This is a genomic window from Jannaschia formosa (genome assembly GCF_003340555.1).
Taxonomy (GTDB): Bacteria; Pseudomonadota; Alphaproteobacteria; order Rhodobacterales; family Rhodobacteraceae; genus Jannaschia; species Jannaschia formosa.
This window is the reverse complement of sequence record NZ_QPLJ01000021.1, coordinates 1-18,578: the sequence shown is the minus strand read 5'-3', so window position 1 is coordinate 18,578 and position 18,578 is coordinate 1. Positions and strand designations below refer to the sequence as shown.

18 protein-coding genes, 1 tRNA gene and 2 pseudogenes are annotated in these 18,578 nt (G+C 67.9%); 10 read left to right on the top strand and 11 right to left on the bottom strand.

Features of this window, described 5'->3' with window-relative positions:
- Positions 1-2: 2 nt before the first annotated feature.
- Positions 3-278 carry a DUF3572 domain-containing protein gene (locus DR046_RS17375; RefSeq protein ID WP_115383699.1) on the bottom strand — a complete coding sequence of 92 codons (276 nt, stop codon included), beginning with the start codon at positions 276-278 and terminating at the stop codon, positions 3-5.
- 146 nt (positions 279-424) lie between these two features.
- On the opposite strand from DR046_RS17375, the gene DR046_RS17370 reads away from it, so the two are divergent.
- From DR046_RS17370 to DR046_RS17360, 3 genes are all read left to right on the top strand, one after another.
- Entirely contained in the window at positions 425-1,825 is a 1,401-nt protein-coding gene (locus DR046_RS17370; protein ID WP_167767161.1) for a diguanylate cyclase, read from the top strand.
- Between the two features lie 119 nt (positions 1,826-1,944).
- The gene (locus tag DR046_RS17365) at positions 1,945-2,388 is read left to right on the top strand and encodes a DUF983 domain-containing protein (RefSeq protein WP_115383647.1); all 444 of its coding nucleotides are present in this window, start codon (positions 1,945-1,947) and stop codon (positions 2,386-2,388) included.
- A complete protein-coding gene (locus DR046_RS17360; RefSeq protein ID WP_115383646.1) occupies positions 2,352-3,029 on the top strand; it encodes an NUDIX hydrolase in 678 nt (225 codons plus the stop codon). The genes DR046_RS17365 and DR046_RS17360 overlap by 37 nt, the downstream gene beginning before the upstream one ends.
- A gap of 37 nt (positions 3,030-3,066) precedes the next feature.
- On the opposite strand, the gene DR046_RS17355 is transcribed toward DR046_RS17360, so the two are convergent.
- On the bottom strand, positions 3,067-3,966 hold the full coding sequence (locus DR046_RS17355; RefSeq protein WP_115383645.1) for a DMT family transporter: 900 nt from the start codon (positions 3,964-3,966) through the stop codon (positions 3,067-3,069).
- A gap of 176 nt (positions 3,967-4,142) precedes the next feature.
- On the opposite strand from DR046_RS17355, the gene DR046_RS17350 reads away from it, so the two are divergent.
- The gene (locus DR046_RS17350; protein WP_135227325.1) at positions 4,143-4,682 is read left to right on the top strand and encodes a hypothetical protein; all 540 of its coding nucleotides are present in this window, start codon (positions 4,143-4,145) and stop codon (positions 4,680-4,682) included.
- A gap of 10 nt (positions 4,683-4,692) precedes the next feature.
- Here DR046_RS17350 and DR046_RS17345 read toward each other — a convergent pair whose 3' ends face one another.
- The gene (locus tag DR046_RS17345) at positions 4,693-5,712 is read right to left on the bottom strand and encodes a cupin domain-containing protein (protein WP_115383643.1); all 1,020 of its coding nucleotides are present in this window, start codon (positions 5,710-5,712) and stop codon (positions 4,693-4,695) included.
- A gap of 112 nt (positions 5,713-5,824) precedes the next feature.
- On the opposite strand from DR046_RS17345, the gene DR046_RS17340 reads away from it, so the two are divergent.
- A complete protein-coding gene (locus DR046_RS17340) occupies positions 5,825-8,113 on the top strand; it encodes an NADP-dependent malic enzyme (RefSeq protein WP_115383642.1) in 2,289 nt (762 codons plus the stop codon).
- 344 nt (positions 8,114-8,457) lie between these two features.
- The gene (locus DR046_RS24765) at positions 8,458-8,859 is read left to right on the top strand and encodes a hypothetical protein (protein ID WP_135227324.1); all 402 of its coding nucleotides are present in this window, start codon (positions 8,458-8,460) and stop codon (positions 8,857-8,859) included.
- A 38-nt stretch (positions 8,860-8,897) separates the two neighbouring features.
- Here the strand turns inward: DR046_RS24765 and DR046_RS17330 are convergent, their stop codons facing one another.
- A complete protein-coding gene (locus DR046_RS17330) occupies positions 8,898-9,380 on the bottom strand; it encodes a fasciclin domain-containing protein (RefSeq protein WP_115383640.1) in 483 nt (160 codons plus the stop codon).
- Positions 9,381-9,571: 191 nt separating this feature from the next.
- Between DR046_RS17330 and DR046_RS17325 the strand changes: the two are divergent.
- Positions 9,572-10,105 (top strand): annotated as a pseudogene (locus tag DR046_RS17325) (ester cyclase).
- A 32-nt stretch (positions 10,106-10,137) separates the two neighbouring features.
- On the opposite strand, the gene DR046_RS17320 reads toward DR046_RS17325, so the two are convergent.
- Positions 10,138-10,353 (bottom strand): hypothetical protein, encoded by a 216-nt coding sequence (locus DR046_RS17320; RefSeq protein WP_115383639.1) that lies wholly within the window; start codon positions 10,351-10,353, stop codon positions 10,138-10,140.
- Between the two features lie 83 nt (positions 10,354-10,436).
- On the opposite strand from DR046_RS17320, the gene DR046_RS17315 reads away from it, so the two are divergent.
- On the top strand, positions 10,437-10,712 hold the full coding sequence (locus tag DR046_RS17315) for a DUF2312 domain-containing protein (protein WP_209313609.1): 276 nt from the start codon (positions 10,437-10,439) through the stop codon (positions 10,710-10,712).
- Between the two features lie 34 nt (positions 10,713-10,746).
- Here DR046_RS17315 and DR046_RS17310 read toward each other — a convergent pair whose 3' ends face one another.
- Positions 10,747-11,610, bottom strand: a complete 864-nt coding sequence (locus tag DR046_RS17310; protein WP_115383638.1) for a hypothetical protein — start codon at positions 11,608-11,610, stop codon at positions 10,747-10,749.
- Positions 11,611-11,720: 110 nt separating this feature from the next.
- On the opposite strand from DR046_RS17310, the gene DR046_RS17305 reads away from it, so the two are divergent.
- Positions 11,721-11,796: transfer RNA gene (locus DR046_RS17305), tRNA-Thr, on the top strand.
- Between the two features lie 721 nt (positions 11,797-12,517).
- Entirely contained in the window at positions 12,518-12,670 is a 153-nt protein-coding gene (locus DR046_RS23750; RefSeq protein WP_167767160.1) for a hypothetical protein, read from the top strand.
- A gap of 257 nt (positions 12,671-12,927) precedes the next feature.
- Here the strand turns inward: DR046_RS23750 and DR046_RS17300 are convergent, their stop codons facing one another.
- From DR046_RS17300 to DR046_RS17280, 5 genes and pseudogenes are all read right to left on the bottom strand, one after another.
- Entirely contained in the window at positions 12,928-13,326 is a 399-nt protein-coding gene (locus DR046_RS17300; RefSeq protein WP_167767159.1) for a helix-turn-helix domain-containing protein, read from the bottom strand.
- A gap of 1,628 nt (positions 13,327-14,954) precedes the next feature.
- On the bottom strand, positions 14,955-15,098 hold the full coding sequence (locus tag DR046_RS23745) for a hypothetical protein (RefSeq protein ID WP_167767158.1): 144 nt from the start codon (positions 15,096-15,098) through the stop codon (positions 14,955-14,957).
- Between the two features lie 124 nt (positions 15,099-15,222).
- Positions 15,223-15,348 (bottom strand): hypothetical protein, encoded by a 126-nt coding sequence (locus DR046_RS24690; protein WP_280652852.1) that lies wholly within the window; start codon positions 15,346-15,348, stop codon positions 15,223-15,225.
- A gap of 800 nt (positions 15,349-16,148) precedes the next feature.
- Entirely contained in the window at positions 16,149-18,332 is a 2,184-nt protein-coding gene (locus DR046_RS17285) for an AAA family ATPase (RefSeq protein WP_115383634.1), read from the bottom strand.
- A gap of 128 nt (positions 18,333-18,460) precedes the next feature.
- Positions 18,461-18,578 (bottom strand): annotated as a pseudogene (locus tag DR046_RS17280) (IS5/IS1182 family transposase); the annotation flags it as partial.

Sequence of the window (18,578 nt, the reverse complement as noted above, 5' to 3'; positions counted from 1 at the left end):
GGTCAGGTCCAGTGGGGCAGCTCGCCGCCCGGCAGCGCCGCGCGGGCGGCGAGGAAGCCGTCGTAGGGCAGGTTCTGCGCCGCGCAGGCGCCCTGCACCCAGGCATCGGAGTTCAGGACGAAATCCATCACCGCCGCGAGGAAGTCGGGATCGCCCGCGGCCGCCTCGATCTGCGCGCGGTCGGCGCCGGTGGCGCCCTGGAACGCGTCGAGAAGATCGGCCTGGACCAGCCAGGCCAGGGTGTGCAGGGCGACGATCTCGGCGCGGTCCTGGGTCATCGTCACGGGAAGCTCCTTGCCTCGGGTCGCCCGGCCGGGCAGCCGAAACGCTTTGTTAACCTTTATGCGGTCATAACACTTCTGACAGGCCGGTTAATCCGCCATCATGGTGGGAGGACCGGATGCAGGTTCGAGAAGGGCAGAGCATGGCCGGGCGCATTCTGATCGTGGATGACGTTGCGACGAATCGAATCGTCATGAAGGTCAAGCTGTCCGCGGCCCGCTACGAGGTGGAGTGTCTGGACTCGGGCGAGGCCGCGCTGCGGGTGGCGCGGGCCGGGGGCGTCGACCTGGTCGTCATGGACATGATGATGCCGGGCCTGAGCGGCGCCGAGACCTGCGAGCGGCTGCGGGCCGATCCCGAGACCGCCGCGATCCCCGTCATCCTGATCACCGCGGGTGACGACCGCGCCGCGCGCATCCGCGGCCTGGCCGCCGGGGCGGACGACTTCCTGTGCAAGCCCGTCAGCGACGTGGCCCTGCTGGCCCGGGTGCGGTCGCTGCTGCGCAGCCGCGAAGAGGAGAGGGTGGTGGCCGAGCAGTCGGGCGCCCTGCTCGGCGTGGGGCCCGAGGGCGGCGGCTTCTCCGACGCGCCGGGCCAGCCGCCCTATGCCGCGAGGCAGGCCCCGGCGGGGCGGATCGCGCTGATCGCGGGCGGCGACACCGCCTGGCTGCTGCGCCAGCGCGACCAGTTGCGGCCGCTGTTCCGCGAGAGCGTGTCGATCCTCAAGCGCGACAGCGCGCTGGCCTGTACCCGCGAAACGGCGCCCGACCTGTTCCTGATCGAGGCCGATCTCGACGCCGCCAATTCCGGCCTGCGCCTGATGTCGGAGCTGCGCTCGCGCCAGGCGACGCGCCATTCGGCGCTGATCGTCGTGCTGCAGGCCGATGACAGCGAGCGGGCGGCGACGGCGCTTGATCTCGGCGCCTCGGATGTGGCCTATCGCCCCTGCCCGACGGACGAGCTGGCGATGCGCATCCGTACCCAGCTTCAGCGCAAGAAGCGCGCCGACCGGATGCGCGACACGCTCGAGACCGGGTTGCGGCTGGCCGTGATCGACCCGCTGACGGGGCTGCACAACCGCCGCTACGGGATGCACCATCTCGACCGGGTGGCCGCGCGCTGCCGCGCCCAGGGCATCTGCGCGGGCGTGGTGCTGATGGATATCGACCACTTCAAGGCGGTCAACGACACTCACGGCCATCCCGCGGGCGACCGCGTCCTGGCCTGCGCCGCGATGCGCCTGAAGGAGAGGCTGCGCGCCGAGGACCTGGTCTGCCGCCTCGGCGGAGAGGAGTTCCTCGCCGTCCTGCCTGACAGCACGCTGGACCAGACCCGCACCGTGGCCGAGCGCCTGCGTCAGACCATCGAGGAGATGGACGTGCGGCTCGACGACGGGTCGCGGCTGTCGGTGACGATGTCGGTCGGCGTGACGATGCTGCAGGACCGCGAGGATGCGCCGCTGCACGCGCTCTCGGTTGCGGACCGGGCGCTCTATGCGGCCAAGGGCGCCGGGCGCAACCGGGTCGAGTTGTCGGTGGAGTGAACCCGGGGGGCGCGCCGGGCGGACGGGCGGGCGCATGCGCGACTTTTCCACCCAGGGCCATCCTGTCATCTGGAAGGTGGGGTCCGGGCAGGCTAGGTGCCTCGGGAAAGGAGACACAGATGCGTGATCTCGCCCGGACCGATCCAGACCTCGATGCCGCCCCCGACACCGCCTCCGACGGGCCCGACGCCGATGGCGCGGCGCCGCGCCCGACCGGGCAGGCGGTACTGAGAGGATGGCGGCGGCGCTGCCCCTCCTGCGGCTCCGGCCCGCTGATGAAGGGCTACCTGAAGGTGCGCGATACCTGCCCCGTCTGCCAGGAGGAGCTGCACCATCACCGCGCCGACGACGGCCCGCCCTATCTGACGCTGCTGGTCGTGGGCCACATCATCGGCCCCGCGATGCTGTGGTTCTACGTCGCCTTCGAGCCCGATCCCTACACCTTCATGGCGATCTTCATGGTCGCCTCGGTGGCGCTGTCGCTGTGGTTCCTGCCGCGGCTCAAGGGTCTGATCGTGGGCGTGCAATGGGCCAACCGGATGCACGGGTTCGGCCGGTCGTGACCGAGGTCCCGATCCGCGACGCGGCGACGCTCGTCCTTCTGCGCGAAGGGCCCGAGGGGCCGTCGGTGCTGATGGGGCAGCGGGGGGCCAAGGCGGTCTTCATGCCGTCGAAATTCGTGTTCCCCGGCGGGGCGGTCGATCCGGGCGACGCCGAGGTGGCGCTGGCCCGGCCGCTCGCCCCCGCCGTGCGGGAGGCGCTGGCCGCACGCAGCACCCGCGCGCCCGAGGCCATCGCCGCCGCCGCCCTGCGCGAGCTGGCCGAGGAGACCGGGCAGATCGTCGCCCGGCCCGGTCCCGACAGCCCGCCCTGGCCCGGCTTCGAGGGCCACGCGCCCGACGCGGGCGCGCTGCGCTTCGTGTTCCGGGCGATCACCCCGCCGGGCCGGCCCCGCCGTTTCGACGCGCGCTTCCTGCTGGCCCCGGCCGAGGCCGTGGTCGGCGATCCCGACGACTTCTCGGCCGCCGAGGACGAATTGAGTTACTTGCACTGGGTGCCGCTGGCCGAGGCGCGGGCGCTGGACATGCCCTTCATCACCGAGGTCGTGCTGGAGGAGATCGCCGCCATCGTCGCGGGGTCGGACGCGCCGGGTGTGCCGTTCTTCGACAACTCGGGCGAGCGGTCGGTCTTCTCGCGCCTCTAGGCCCGGGGCGGCGGAGGCCAGGGACGGCCGCCGCGCGTCAGGCCCGCAGCAGGATCAGCCCGGCCACGCTCAGCCCCACCAGCCAGATGCCCGCCAGCTCTCGCGGCGATTGCCGTTCGCCCAGGGCGAAGCGCGAGATCAGCATCGACAGCACCAGCTCGATCTGGCCCACCGCGTTCACATAGGCCGCGGTCTGCAGCGTGTAGGCGGTGAACCAGCCCAGCGAGCCCAGCATCGAGGTCAGCCCAACCAGCGCCGTCGCGCGCCAGCCGCGGAACACCGCGACGAGCCCCGCGCGGTCCCGTGCGGCCAGCCAGGCGGCCAGCAGCGCCGTCTGCACCAGCGTCACGAAGCACAGCGTCATCGCGGCGCGCAGCAGCGCCGCGTCGGTCTCGATGGCGAGCGAGGCGCCCCGGTAGCCCACCGCCGAGACCGAGAAGAACACGCCCGAGGCGAGCCCCAGCGCCGAGGCCGCGTTGAACGGATTGCCGCGCAGCCCGCCCGCCGAAGGCAGCGACAGCAGCAGCACGCCGACGAAGCCCAGCGCCATCGCGGCGAGCGCGGGCAGGGTCACCAGCTCTCCGAGCAGCAGGAAGCCGGTCACCACCGTCAGCAGCACCGCCGTCTTCGAGAAGGCGATGCCGACCGCGAAGTTGCGCCGCGCGAAGAGCGCCACCACGCAGACCGTGGCCAGGATCTGCGCGACCCCGCCCGCCAGCGCGAAGGGCCAGAAGCCGGGGCCGATCGCGGGCAAGGCGGCCTCGGACCAGATCGCCCAGGCGGCAATGCCCAGCGCGATGGGCAGGGGCGCATAGACGAAACGCGCGAAGGTCGCCGCGGCCGGGCTGAGCCCGGCGCTCGAAAGCCGCTTCTGGAGGTAGAACCGGATCGCCTGGACGGAGGCGGCGAAGAGCGTGGCGAAGATCCAGAGCGACATGGGCGCTAAAGACACCGCTTCGCCGCATTTGGCCATTGGCTGTTTCGTCTTGCTGAACGATGCCATGCGCGAAGGGCATTCGGGTGCGTCCGTGGCGACAATGGCCGGGGGATTTGCCACATTTTAGCCCCAATTACGTGCCAAATCGGTCACGTTATGCTCTTGGTGTCGCCCGAATGACGCATGTTACCCGTTCCGACTCTGCGCCCCGGTCCCTGGCCGGCCAGCTTGCGGGTGTCGTGACGGCGGGGGTCGCGGGGCTTCGGGCGCAGCTGCGGGACGCGTCGCGGACCGAGGCGCTGTGCATGGGGATGGGCCTGGCCGGCATGGCGCTGGCGCTGGGCGTGACCGTCGCGCAGGCGACGCTGGTGCCGGTCGTGCTGACCGAGGAGGCGCTGCGCAAGGCCGCCGTCGCCGCCGATTTCGAGGGCGGGCTCTGTCCCGACGGCTGGGCGGCGGACCATGCCGCGCTGATCGGGCAGACCGAGGCGGAGGTCATGGCCTGGTATCTCCGCGAGGCGATGGAGCTGTCGGACAGGCAGGTGCTCTCGACGGTCGGGCTCTACCTGTCGAACGCCAGGGACTTCCGGCAGATCGAGGGGCTGGCGCTGACGCGCAACCAGATCCTGCTCTGCATCGCCGAAAGCCGCCGGATGACCCAGCCCTTCGAGGACCTGCTGCCGCCCGACCTGCGCGGCGGTCCCGGCAAGGCCTGAGACGGCGCCGTCAGCGTCCGGGCAGGGTCACCTCCAGCAGCTCCGTCCCCGGGTCGATCCCGGTCATGGCGACCTCCTCTCCGGGCGGGAGCACGAAGGCGTCGGCGGGGCCGACGCGGTGCCGTCCGCCGCCTGCCTCCAGCGTCAGCGCGCCTTCCAGCACGAAGGCGAAATGAATCTCGGCCTCGGGCGTGAACCGCGCCTCGGCGCCTTCGGTCCGCAACAAGCGCACCCCGGCCACCCCGCCGGTCGCCTCGGCGATCCCCGTCTCGCGCGCGGCGAAGCCGGGCGTCGCCGGGGCCCAAGGGGCGCCCTCGGCCCGGTGGTGAACGAAGCGCTGGCCCTGGAAGCGCCTTCCGGGGACGGCCGGGCCGTTCGGAAGCTCCATCGCGTGGTCGATGGTGGTGACATGCACGGCGGGCACGCCGATCTCGACCACCTCGATCCCGTCGGAGGCGTGCAGCACCCGGTGCCGGATCTCGGGCGGCTGGATCACGCAGGACCCGGCGGTCAGGCGGAAGGGCGGGCCCTGGTCCTCGTAGACGAGGTCGACCCAGCCCCTGTAGCACCAGATCAGCTGGAACCCGATCGTGTGGTAATGGACCATGTCGGGCACCGGCCCGCCATCGGGGATGCGGATATGGCTGGCGATGATCGCCCCGCCCAGCCGGTCCGGCACGAGGTCGCGGTAGTGCATCCCGGCCCGCCCGATCATCCAGGGGTCGCCGTCGGCGAGGCGGCGCAGGCCGAAGCCGGTCTGCACCTCGGGCAGGGCGTAGGCCGGCACGGCGGGACCGGTCTCGATCCGGTGACCGGCGGGGGAGGTGGCGGGCGCGCCCCCGGCCATGCGCAACGTGGCGCTGCCCTGCGCCGCCCGCTCCAGCCGCAGGCGGGGCGAGCCGCCCAGCCGCGCGACCTGCGGGTCGTCGGCGGGCCAGATCGCCTCGAGGCGCCAGCCGCGCCCGGTCCAGAAGGCCAGCTCGGCCCCGAAATCGGGGGCGGCCAGCACGAGTTCGGTATCATCGTCCATGCCGCCAGCGGATCACGCGGCCCGCCCGGCGTCCAGAGCCGGGACGAAGCCGCTGGCAGGCGGGGCGCGGCGGATGCTAGTCCGGCAGCCGGGGGCAGGGAGAGAGACGACGATGACCGACCGGACCGAAGACCACCTCGCGGCCCTGCGACAGGCCGCGCTGGACTATCACCGCTATCCCAAGCCCGGGAAGCTGGAGATCCGCGCCACCAAGCCGCTGGCAAACGGGCGGGACCTGTCACGGGCCTATTCGCCCGGCGTGGCCGAGGCCTCGCTCGCAATCCGCGACGACCCGGACGCCGCCGCCGACTATACCGCGCGCGGGAACCTCGTCGCCGTCGTCTCGAACGGAACGGCGGTGCTGGGGCTGGGCAATATCGGCGCGCTGGCCTCGAAGCCGGTGATGGAGGGCAAGGCGGTCCTGTTCAAGAAGTTCGCCAATATCGACTGCTTCGACATCGAGGTGAACGAGAGCGATCCCGAGCGCCTGGCCGACATCGTCTGCGCGCTGGAGCCGACCTTCGGCGCGATCAACCTGGAGGACATCAAGGCGCCCGACTGCTTCGTGGTCGAGAAGCTCTGCCGCGAGCGGATGAACATCCCGGTCTTCCACGACGACCAGCACGGCACCGCCATCGTCGTCGGCGCGGCCGCGCTGAACGCGCTGCGCCTGACCGGGCGGCGCTGGGAGGAGATCAAGGTCGTCTCGACCGGGGGCGGCGCGGCGGGGATCGCCTGCCTCAACATGCTTCTGACGCTGGGCGTGCGGCGCGAGAACGTCTGGCTCTGCGACCTGCACGGACTGGTGCACGAGGGGCGGGAGGTGGACATGACCCCGCAGAAGGCCGCCTTCGCCCAGCCGGGCGGGGCGCGCGGGCTGGCCGACGTGATCGGGGGGGCCGACCTGTTCCTCGGCCTGTCGGGGCCGGGCGTGCTGAAGCCCGGGATGGTCGAGGCGATGGCCGAGCGGCCGATCCTCTTCGCGCTCGCCAACCCGAACCCCGAGATCGCCTATGCGGAAGCCCGGCGCGTCGCTCCCGAAGCGATCATCGCGACGGGGCGGTCGGATCACCCGAACCAGGTCAACAACGTCCTCTGTTTCCCCTTCATCTTCCGCGGCGCGCTCGATGTCGGCGCGACCGAGATCAACGAGGAGATGAAGGTCGGCTGCGTCGAGGGGATCGCGGCGCTCGCCCGCGCCACGACCAGCGCCGAGGCCGCCGCCGCCTACAAGGAGGAGGAGCTGACCTTCGGCCCCGACTACCTCATTCCCAAGCCCTTCGACCCGCGGCTGATGGGCGTCGTCGCCTCGGCCGTCGCGAAGGCCGCAATGGAGAGCGGGGTCGCCCGCCGCCCGATCGAGGACCTCGCCGCCTACAAGGCGCATCTCGACGCGAGCGTCTTCCGGTCCGCGCTGATCATGCGCCCCGTCTTCGCCGCCGCCGCCCAGGCCGAGCGCCGCATCGTCTTCGCCGAGGGCGAGGACGAGCGGGTGCTGCGCGCCAGCCAGGCGATCATGGAAGAGACGACCGACATCCCCATCCTGATCGGCCGACCCGACGTCATCGCGACCCGCGTCGCCCGCGCCGGGCTGACGCTGGAGCCGGGCCGCAACGTTGAGATCGTGAACCCCGAGAACGACCCGCGCTACCGCGACTACTGGGGGACCTATCATCAGCTGATGGCCCGGCGCGGCATGGCGCCGGACCTGGCCCGCGCCGTCATGCGCACGAACACGACCGCCATCGCCGCGGTGATGGTCCAGCGCGGCGAGGCGGATTCGATGATCTGCGGGACCTTCGGCCAGTTCCTCTGGCATCTGCGCTATGTCAGCGAGGTGCTGGGTCAGGACGGGCTGCACCCGGTGGGCGCGCTGTCGCTCATCATCCTGGAGGACGGGCCGCTCTTCATCGCGGACACGCATGTCCATGCCCAGCCCACGCCCGAGCAGATCGCCGAGACGGTGATCGCCTGCGCGCGCCATGTCCGCCGCTTCGGGATCGCGCCGAAGATCGCGCTCTGCTCGGCCTCGCAGTTCGGCAATCTCGACTCGGCCTCGGGGCGCACGATGCGGGCCGCGCTGGCCCGGCTCGACGGGATGGCGCTGGATTTCGAGTACGAGGGCGAGATGAACGTCGACGCCGCGCTCGACCCCGAATTGCGCGCGCGCTTCCTGCCCGAGAACCGGATGGAAGGCGCGGCCAACGTGCTGGTCTTCGCCTCGACCGACGCGGCGGGGGCGACGCGCAACATCCTGAAGGCCCGGGCCGGCGGGCTGGAGGTCGGACCGCTCCTGATGGGGATGGGCAACAAGGCGCAGATCGTGACCCCGTCGATCACGGCGCGGGGACTGCTGAACGTCGCCGCGCTGGCCGGGACGCCGGTGGCGCATTACGGCTGAGGGGGAGGGGGGCTCTGCCCCCGCCGCCTTCGGCGACTCCCCCCGGAGTATTTTCGGCCACAGGAAGGCAGGAGCGGTCCCGGCGGGGGCCTGGGTTTGTGCTGCCTCGACCTCAGACGAGAGCTTCGGCCTGCCCTGGAGCTTGCGGGTGATCTTCCGGCCGCAGGTCTTCCGGACCTTGCCGGTGGCGGAGCCGTTGCCTCAGCTCGACCTCGCCGGGGCCGACATCGTCGCTGGCCATGCCTCCGGTCCTCGCGTCCTGTGGTGGGGGAACAGGGGCCAATCGGGCCGCTGGCCTCGTCAGATCTCCCTCCGGGGGTGGCCGTGGAGATGGGCCATCCCCGATGAAGCCGCCCGCCCAGTGGGAGAAGCCGGGTGCCCGGTGGCGCATGTCCATCGACCCGATGTGCCGGCCGTCGAAGTCATGCAGCGCCTCGTGCATCTCGAAGACCCGCGCGAGGCTGCCCTGGTCGGGAACGGGGTCGAGCCGCAACCCTTTCCCGCCCTTCGGCGCGGGTCAGTGGCCCGCCGCGCCGGTCGGGCGGCCGAGCGGCCAGGCTCCGGTCTGCACGATGGAGCTGCTGGGGGATTCGACGATGGTGACGGTGCGCGCGGGGCGGGGGCTGGTCGTGGTGAAGGCGCCGAAGGAGTTCCGCACGAAGATCAGGGCGCCTTTCTCGGCGCATGTTCCCGTCTCGATCTGCCATCTCTTCGACGCGAAGACCGGAGAGCGGCTGACTGCCTGAGGGGGTGCGAGGGGGCCGTGGCCCCCTCGCGGCGTGGTTCAGCCCTCGGGCAGCAGCACCGAGTCGATCACGTGAATGACGCCGTTCGACGCCTCGATGTCGGCGGTGACGACGTTCGCATCGTTGACGGTCACGCCGCCCTCGGTGCCGATCGTCAGCGTGCCCTCGTTGACGGCGGTGGCTTCCATGCCGTCGCTCAGGTCGCCGGACATGACCTTGCCGGGTACGACATGGTAGGTCAGGATGTTGACGAGCTGATCGCGGTTCTCTTCCATCAGCAGGTTGTCGACGGTGCCCTCGGGCAGGGCCGCGAAGGCCGCGTCGGTCGGCGCGAAGACGGTGAACGGACCTTCGCCCTTCAGCGTCTCGACCAGGCCCGCGGCTTCGGCGGCGGCGAGCAGCGTGCTGAAGTCGCCCGCGGCCGCGGCGGTGTCGACGATGTCCATGCTGTGGGCGTCGGCCCAGGCCGATCCGGTCATCGCGACGGTGGCGGTCAGGGCGAGAAAGGTTCTGCGGATCATGAGTATCCTCCAGTTGGGTTCGGACGGTCGGATGCCGTCTCGGAAGCGCCAGATAGGAAGCGCCCCGGCCTTGAGAAGAAGGGGAATTTCGCCAGCGCGACCGGCCGCCGCCTTGACCGGAAGCGGCGCGCGACTAAGCCGCCGGCGCGTGCGCCATCAACACACAGAAACGTGACCGTAAAGGAGAAGATCTGCGAGGCGCCCGCCCCGAAGAGGCCGTCCTGACCCGCGACACCGCCCTGTCGAAGACCGCCGGGACGCGCCGCGTCATCGAGGGCATGATCGACGGGCTCAACGACCACCGCATCGCCGATATCGGCGAGTTCTTCGCCGAGAGCTTCCGCCGGATCGGCAACACGGGCTGCGGGACCAGGCAGGGCCTGCGGGCGTTCCAGCGCACTTGGCAGGCCCCGTTCCAGGCGGCCTTCGGCGACAAGGTCTGCGTGAACGAGGCCCGGCTCTACATGGGCGAATAAGCCGCTGCCTTCGGCCGGCAGGAAGCGACCCATCGCGGCACCTTCATGGGCGTCGCGCCCACGGGCAGGCGGGTCGAGATCGGCTACATGGACTTCTGGTAGGTCATGGACGGCCGGATCGTCGACGACTGGGTCATGGCCGATTTCCCGCCCGTGCTGGTCCAGCTCGGCGTCGACGTCTTCGCCGGCGAGGGGTGGGAGGCCTTCGATCGCGGCGAGAAGGTCCCGCCGGAGCCCCCGGCCGCCTGACGGACGGCGCGCTCGGCGATGCCCGCCCTGCCTCAGCCGAGGAAGATGCCGAGAATCACCAGCATCAGCCCCAGCGTCGAGACGGCCAGCGCGCCGAGGTTCAGCGCGACCAGCCTGCGCAGCCGCGCCTCCATCGCCGCGCCCTCCAGCCCCTCGCGCCGGGCGCGGACGGCCACGGTGATGCAGTAGCCAAGGCCCGCCAGCCCGGCGAGCGCCAGCAGTGCTCCGATCCACACGAGTGCCGTCATTCCGCGTCCTCCGCGTTGCGCCCATCCGCGCCCGGCGCTACCCCTCGGGCTCCGGAAGGACAAGAACAACGGAGAGCGAGGACATGGCGGAACTGAAGGTGGTCGAGGACGGCCCGGCGGACAGCTACAAGGTCACGGCTGACGAGCTGCGTCAGTTCATCGAGCGGGTCGAGCGGCTGGAGCAGGAGAAGAAGGACCTCGCCGAGCAAGTCAAGGAGGTCATGGCCGAGGCCAAGGGGCGCGGCTACGACACGAAGATCATGCGCAAGATCATCGCGCTGCGGAAGCGCGAGGCCGACGACATCGCCGAGGAAGAGGCCATCCTCGAGATGTACAAGGAAGCGCTGGGAATGCGCTGAGGCGACCGGCTCTCTCGCGCGCGGCGCCCGCGCCTCAGGGCGCGAGCATCTGCAGGTCGCCGCGCGCCTTCAGCGCCGCGATGTCGCGCTCGTAGAGGGCCGTCAGCCGGACGATCACCTCCTGCGTCCAGCCGGGCAGGGCGATCTCCTCCTCGACCTGCGATTCGTCGGCATACTTGCCGAGGAAGGCGGTCACCACCTTCCGCCAGGTCGCAAGGTTGGGCGGCGGGTTGTCCCGCAGATAGCTGACGAGGCGGCGAAAGCCCGGCTCGGTCATGATCTCGCGCAGGATCGTGGTGTCGCCCGCATGCGGCGCCTGCAGCCCGGTCGCGGCGCGCAGCACCTCGGGCCAGATCAGCGGCAGATCCTCGTTGCACCAGAGCGTCAGCGGCACCTCGGGACAGGCCGCGCGGATGCGCTCGACCACCGGCAGCCAGCGCAGCCCTTCCAGCGTCTGCCCGGCGAGGAACTCGGTGAAGTCGTCCGAAGTCGAGGCGGCGAAGACCGCCGGAACGAAGGTGGCCGGGTTGCGGATCGCCATCAGGAACCGGACGTCGTGCCCCTCGAAGACGTCGCGCAGCGCGGCGGCCTTCTCGCCCGCATCGGCATAGATCGTCGACCCCGCCAGGATGGAGACATAGTTGGCGAGGAAGCCCTCGAAGCTGAGCACGAGGCGCCCGGCCCCGGGCGGAACGCCGAAGCTGGCCACCACGCCCCCCTCCGCCGCGAGAAGCGACCGGCTGCCCGATTGCAGCGCCCTGCGCATCGCGGGCCGGGCTTGGGCGGGAGCGGGGACGCAGATGCCGGCGGCGGCGAGCCGGTCGGCCTCGCTGCGCAGCGCCCTGAGCATCCGGTCCTCATCGGTGCGATGCGCGCCGAGGTGTAGCACGATGTCCAAGCGCCTGGCCTTCCGGGGAATCCGTCACTCGCGCAACGATAGCGGCGCCGCCGCCGCCCGGCAACGCCGCCGCTTTACCTGCGGCCGGCCAGCGGCTAAAGGAGCACGGCGCCCCTATAGCTCAGCTGGTAGAGCAACTGATTTGTAATCAGTAGGTCCGCGGTTCGAGTCCGTGTGGGGGCACCAAAGAAATCAGACACTTACTCCGAGGCCTCCGAGGCAAGCAGCGCCCCGTGTACGGCTCGTGTAGGGTTTTCCACCCCAGAATGTCGCTGCTTGGAACGCCCTCTTTCATCTTTCACAGACGGCCGCGCTGGGCTGAACGAAATCAGTCGAGGGCGCTGGTACTGTATCGAAGGGCAGATGAAGCTGCAGATGTAGCCCGCGAGGGGTTTGCGACGCAAAGACTGACCGGGACTCACGAGGCGAGCCCAGCGAGGAGGCTGGGCGTCAGGTTCAAGCTTGCACCGACCCGCTACCGCACCTCGAACCGGTCTGCCCACAATGCTGCGCTGCACGTACGCAGCTCGGTTTTGGCCTGGCTCGGCTCCGGCATAGTCTGATATGCGAAGCTGTCGGGCGCGAGATAGTCAGCAGACCTCTTCGGCAGCCGCGATCTGGACCGGCGTGGCGATGAAGGTCCTGTTCGGTCTGCCCTGTCGGCAGAAGACTGGTTTCGGAGCAAGCCTGTTGAAGCGTACGGGAGCTCGACTGGCCGGGCTCAGGCTTCTCGACCCTCTTACAGAACCGGAAGACGCTGGCCCTGCAACTGCGCTGTTCACGCTAGGACGCCCCATTGCGGCGTCCGGTCGAAAGCACTGGCATCAAGGTTCGTGGCAAGAGCGGGTGGCCCGCGCGCTGGCATTGCGGGGCGAGGAGGAGCGCCCGGCGCAGGGTCTACCTTGCCGTGGACGAGGCGATGCTGGAGGTCCGGGCTTTAGAGATCATCGGTAGCGGCGTCGACGACATGGTCTTGCTGCCAGATATGCTCGGTCAGCTCTGCGCGGACGAACCTGGGGTGTCGGTGACCGTAGATGGAGCACATGGCGCCCGCGCCTGACCTTCTGGCGGCGGCTGCGAGGCTGGCAGCAGGCGGGCGTGTGGACTTGGTTGCACCGGTTACTGCTGGAGCGACTGGACCGTGGGGGCGCGCTCGACTTCCTCCCTGGTGTGCGGACAGGGACGCAAAGGCGGCTCCGCAAGCGGCGCCGCAGAGTTCACCCGATAAGGCCTACGATCACCGAACGATGTCGCCGGAATGGTGAGGCGTGCTCCATCAACCAGTGGCCGCACCGAGGGCGGCCGTGGCGATGATGGTCACGGACATTTCGCGGGTATCCATCTGTAGACGGTCGCGAGAGAGACGCCGAGTCGCTCGGCGGTCTGCTTGCGATCCAGTCCGTTGGCGAGGAGGTTCTCGGCTGCGCGCTTCTTGCGGCGCAGCTGGATATGGTCTTTCGGACGCTTGGAGACCGGGAGGTAGGGCGCCGCGAGGGCATGCTCCTCGGGCGTCAGATGGGGGTGTCTCTTTGCGAGGGCCATCTTCTCGCGGTCATACCACCTGCGGTAGACATGGGCGGCGGGGATACCGCCGCGCCACCATTTGCCACAGGCGGCCAGCATCAGGTCGAAGTTGTCACGATCCGCAATCATGATCTTCGCGGCCTTCGAGAGGGGCATCCGTTCGAAGACGGCGTGCTGCTCGATCAGGCTCATGAGTTCCCTGCGGGCGGAGAAAACGGGGTTCGTGGGCAGGAGTTTTGGCATGGCACCGACATGGTTGAGGATGCAGGTCTCCGCTATCGGTCCCGAGCAGGAGTCCGACGGATATGAGGTTGAGGATTGGGAGTCTCAGACCTCGGGTATGGGGAGTCCGACGGACTTCACCCGGTCGAGGGTCTCAGGACGAAGGCTCGGCCGGGAGTCCGACGGACTTCACCCGGTCGAGGGTCTCAGGATGGATGGGCAGGCCCTCAGCGTAGCATTTGGCCGGGGGTGGTCGGTTTCGCGGGTCCTGAGAGGGTGAGCCACCCTAAGCCTTCAAAATCGACGGAGACCCCGAAAATCGAGCCGCTGGTGGCCTTGTAGGGGCCGGGGGCGGTGAGGGTAGCCAACCAACAGGAGACTCACCAGTGGGGCTAAATGGAGCCTCTACGTTGATTTCTCAGTCCTATCCAAAAACTAAGCCGTTTGAAATACCCAAGTTTGCCTTATAGAACAAACACAAAGTCTGTCGGATATATATAAAAGTCTATATTACTCTTCTCTCTCTCCTTACTAGGGGAAAGGAAAGAAGAAAACTATTATCTTTTTAAGGAAGTCGAGAATTGAAATGTCCGTCGGACTCGGTCATTTTAGCCCTTGACTGGCCAATTCGACCCCTGCCCGACCACTGGCAACCACACACTGGCCCAGGCCCCATGCTCCGCACAGGGCCTGCACTCATGCTTATCCGACGGAAATCGCCAGCAGCAGCACGGCATTGACGAGGATCACGGCCAGGATATTGACGAGGATCACGGCCAGGATCATGCCCATGTCGTCCGGAGTCCGACGGACTCGCCTGCGCGGCGCCTCACCAGAGCCCACGGCGTAGAATTTGGCCGGGGCGGTGGGTTTTGCGGGTCGTGAGAGGGTGAGCTACTCTGAACCTGCAAAATCGATGGAGACCCCAAAAATCGGGCCGCTGGTGAGCTTGGAGGGTCCAAGGGTGGCGAGGGTAGCCAACCAGCTGGAGACTCACCAGCGGGCTTATTTGAGGCCTCTACGGCCATTCTTGCTCGTTTCAGGAAAGTATACGAGATTAAAAGCCAGATTTCGCCTTATAGAACAAACACAGAGTCTGTAGGATATATATAAAAGTCTGTATTACTCTCTTCTCTCTCCTTACTAGGAAAGAAGGGAAAAGGAAAACTATACTTCTTTATAAGGGAGCAAGAATGTAAATATCCGTCGGACTCGATCATTTTAGCCCTTGACTGGCCAATGCGACCCCTTTCCACCCGCTGGCACCCACCCACTGGCCCAAGCCCCATGCTGCGCACAGGGCCTGAAACCCACTTGACCCATGCTTATCCGACGGAAATCGCCAGCAACAGCACGGCATTGAGCAGGATCACGGCGAGGATCATGCCCATGTCATCGGGAGTCCGACGGACTCGCCGCGCGCGGCGCCCCACCACAGCCCGTTTCACACGGCGAGGCTCACGCCCCGCCAGCGGCCGACCATGCGGCCGACCAGCCCCGGCCGTCATGGAGCCCGCCGACATGCGGGACCTCGCCCCCGAAAACCACGGACGGATAGCCATGGGCCTCGGAATTGCGGATATACACGCCCCGGACCATCAGTGCCGCGCCTCGGCCAGAGCGCGGGCGGCCTCGCCGCGGTGGCGGAACCCCCCGGCCTTGACGCTGGCACATTGGGCTGTGGAGAGCAGCGCACGTGCCTCGGCGGGGGTGGCGGGCTCGGGGATATGGTTGCGGATCATCGCGCGGGTCTTCTTGGCGGCCTTGGCATACCACAGGGCGATGGCGAACTGCCTCAGGGCCGGTGTGCCCCTGAGGGCGCGGTTGCGGGACTGGCGGGACGAGCGTGCGGCGGACTGCGGGCCCTCATCCGCTGTTGGCCTGCAGGGTGTCGTCGGCGGACTGGAGAGCCGACGCCAGCCACGCGCGGTAGTCGGCCGACAGCTGGAGCGCAGCGACGACCAGCATCTCGCGGGTCGTGCGTCCTGCCAAGGGCTGAGCAGCGGGGACCTTGAGCTGGACGATCCGACGGCGAGCACCTTGGGCGAGGGCAGGGCGAGCGGGGCGGGGGGCGCATCCTTCCCTTCGGGTCTGGCGGGCTTGAACGCCTCACGCAGCTTCTGAGACCGGATCGCTAGTTCCTCCAGAACGGGCTGTTCCCGGAGGGCGGCAGGGTTGATGGTGGCGCCCTTCAGGCGGCTCGAGGACGGCCTGCCCTCGACGCGAACGACTTCGTAAGCCGGAAGACCTGCTGCACGAGGAGGGGCCCCCCTGGAGCCGTCGTCATGACGGACCCGCGCCTTGTTGACTACGGGGGCGATGGACGCGGCACGGACCGTGGAAGTACGGGCGAGTGCCGTTGTCAGGTAGGCGAGGGCACCCTCCCGTTGCTCAAGGCGATGCCAAAGAGCTTGGCGCTCCTATGGGCGTTGCAATCCGGTATTGGTTGCATCTTTCAAAGATCTGGTTGCCATGCTGAAAGCGGCCTGATGAGTCGCTCTAATGTTGTCCACCTGACACACGATCCCCGGTGGAAGGAGCGCGCAGGAATCGGGCTCAACATCCTTGAGCGACATTGCCGGATGACGACTTGGATCCCATCGTCACCGACGCTGTGCGATTCATGAATGTCCAAATTGGGGGCGAAGGGCTGGCTGAAGAGTGCTTTGATAGGATTCAGACGCACCCCCGGCGACGTTCCAAAATCTTGAGGCGGTCCAAGTGGAACGTAATCTCCGCTCTATATGGGTGTAACCCTTGCGTAGACGCTAGAGAATGTTTCTGAGCATGGTCTAGGCACGCGTGCGCCCGACAGCGGACATCATCTCGTGGTGTGGGCCCTGACCGTGCGTCTCGAAGACGCGACGGAATACGTGGCGAAGGCGCTCGCCCGCATCGGTATCCAAGTGAAACTCCTCCGCGCCAAGGTGGCCGTGGGACCCGTCGTTTAAGGATCGCCGGAGCGCGCCAAAGGCGAGGGCGTCCGGTCCATCAAGGTTGTCGAGGCCGGACATCCAGTCTCTGTCACCAATGAACTTGAAGTAGTGCTCCAAGATGCGCCGCATCGCGTTGCAGAGGGTCACCGGCGCCGCAGCCGGGTCATTCACCTCGTCCCAGAGCGCCCGATAGGCCGTCATGATTGGGGTATTCGTCCCATGACCCACTATTGATGACACCCCTGCGGGCTTGCGGAGGATCCAGTGCTTCGGCTCTGGCTGTCTCCCTTTCCAGTAGCTGCTGATCTCGTGATGGAAGTGCGCGTTGTGGGTCAAGACGATGACTTGAGCGATCCGGCCGCCCGGTTTGCAGGCGTCCTCAAACAGCTGGCGCACCATCGCGGCGACCGTATGCACGGCGGCGGCGTCTTGGCTGGTCATCGGATCATCGATCACCACGACCCGTCCGGTGTCCATCGCCGCGTCGTCACGGTCACCAGCAAGGTCGTGGTAGAGGTAGGCGAAAGCGAGGAAGGACCGCTCACCCTCTGAGAGCGTGTCGCCCACTGATGACCCGTCGGTGCGCTGGACAGCGTAGGTGCCATCTCCCGACGTAGGGCGAAGGTGGAAGCCATTGTGCCCCTGACGCCGGAGCAAGGCATTGATGGCGTCGGCGGTCGCCTCGATGCCGGTGATGTCGCGTCGGAGTTCGGCGATCTCAGCTTCCAAGGCGGCGATGCGGGTCTCGTGCTGATTGATCGATGTACGAAGCCCTTCGACCTTTGCGAGCAGCGGCCTCCGGCGCCCTTCGTGACCTGTGTAGTCGGCGCGCGTGTCGGCGATAAAGCGATTCCAGACTGCCTCCTGCCAAGCGGAGCGTTCGCGGGCGAAGTTCTGAGACAAGTTCGTCTGTTGGTCGGCCCTGGCATTGGCCGCATTGAGGGATGCCTGGACCTTTGCGAACGTCTCGTCCTCTGCCTCCAGCTCCACCCGGGACGACGGGGCGGACAGCTTGCGGTCGAAAGCGTCGAGGTTACGCCGATGTAGCGATGACCAAGCGGCGAAGGCCTCAGTCGCGTTCGCCTCAAGATGGGGCGAGCTGGAGACCTCGGAAATCCACGCGGTGATCGCCTCGACTTCAACGCAGTAGGTCGCCCGCGCTCTGCGGATCGCATCGATCCCGCCTTCGTAGGTCGCATCGAAGATGGAGGCGATGCGGCTGGCAAGGTCATCACCGACCGGCTGCTGACAGAAGGGGCAACGACCGGAAGATCGTCCCAGAAGGGGGAGACCCTCCTTCACCCAATCGGCGCATCCAAGTTCGGCAACCAATTCGGCGATTGGTTGGTCGGTCGCTGGCACGAGTGGCTTGCACAAGCGCTCACGGACGGCGTTCTCGGCCGACGGTCTGGGAGGCTGAGGTAGGCGCTCGGCAGCGACCGGCGGGCTACCCGCGAAGATTTGAGCCTGCGCGAGCAGATCGGCGAGTGACGGCGGTTCATCATCCGTCCACTGTTCTGCACGCTCACGATATTTGGAGGCGAAGCGATCCTCTGCTCCCCACGTCCCCGCGAACGTCAGAGATTTGTGTGGCTCCCATGTTTCCTTGCGACGCTTCCATATGCTCTTGCCGAAATTTGCATCCTCGGCTTCCAGCGCAGGCTGCCCTTCCGCGCCGTTGAAATGACCCTTAGCCCTATCCCGCTGTTCAGTCGCACACTGCCTTTCACCTTGCTTTTCCTCCACTGCCCGAACCGCATCCGCGTCGCCCCCAAGGGTGTAGATGCCGGGCATTGCCTTCGATGGGTGGCAGTTGAGGGCAATGTAGTCCCGGCCGAATACGATCACCTCCGCCGGCGCGGCCTCCCAGCCGGCAGCGCAGCGGGGGTGGGCGGTCAAGTCGGCAAGCACTCGTCCAATGGTCGATTTACCCGAACCGTTCGATCCGAAGATGACGTTGCACGGTCCAAGGCCATCGAACCGGACACCGGTTTCGCAGAAAGATGCTTCTGAACGAATCTCAAGGGAGGTCAGCGTCATTAAGGGAAGGCTGCCCTATGCCCCGCCCGTGTTCAACCGGCCGCCACGCTCCCGAACCAGCGCGCCACGGCCGATCAGCGTCACCTGTCCCGAACGCGACCAAGAGCAACAGGTACTAGGCTCCGGACTCATAACCAGTAGGTGACGGTTGCGGCGAGGGCGACGGCGGAGAGGAAGACGTCGGCTCTGCGGTCGTAGCGTGTGGCGATGCGGCGGAAGTCCTTGAGCCGTCCGAACATGCGCTCG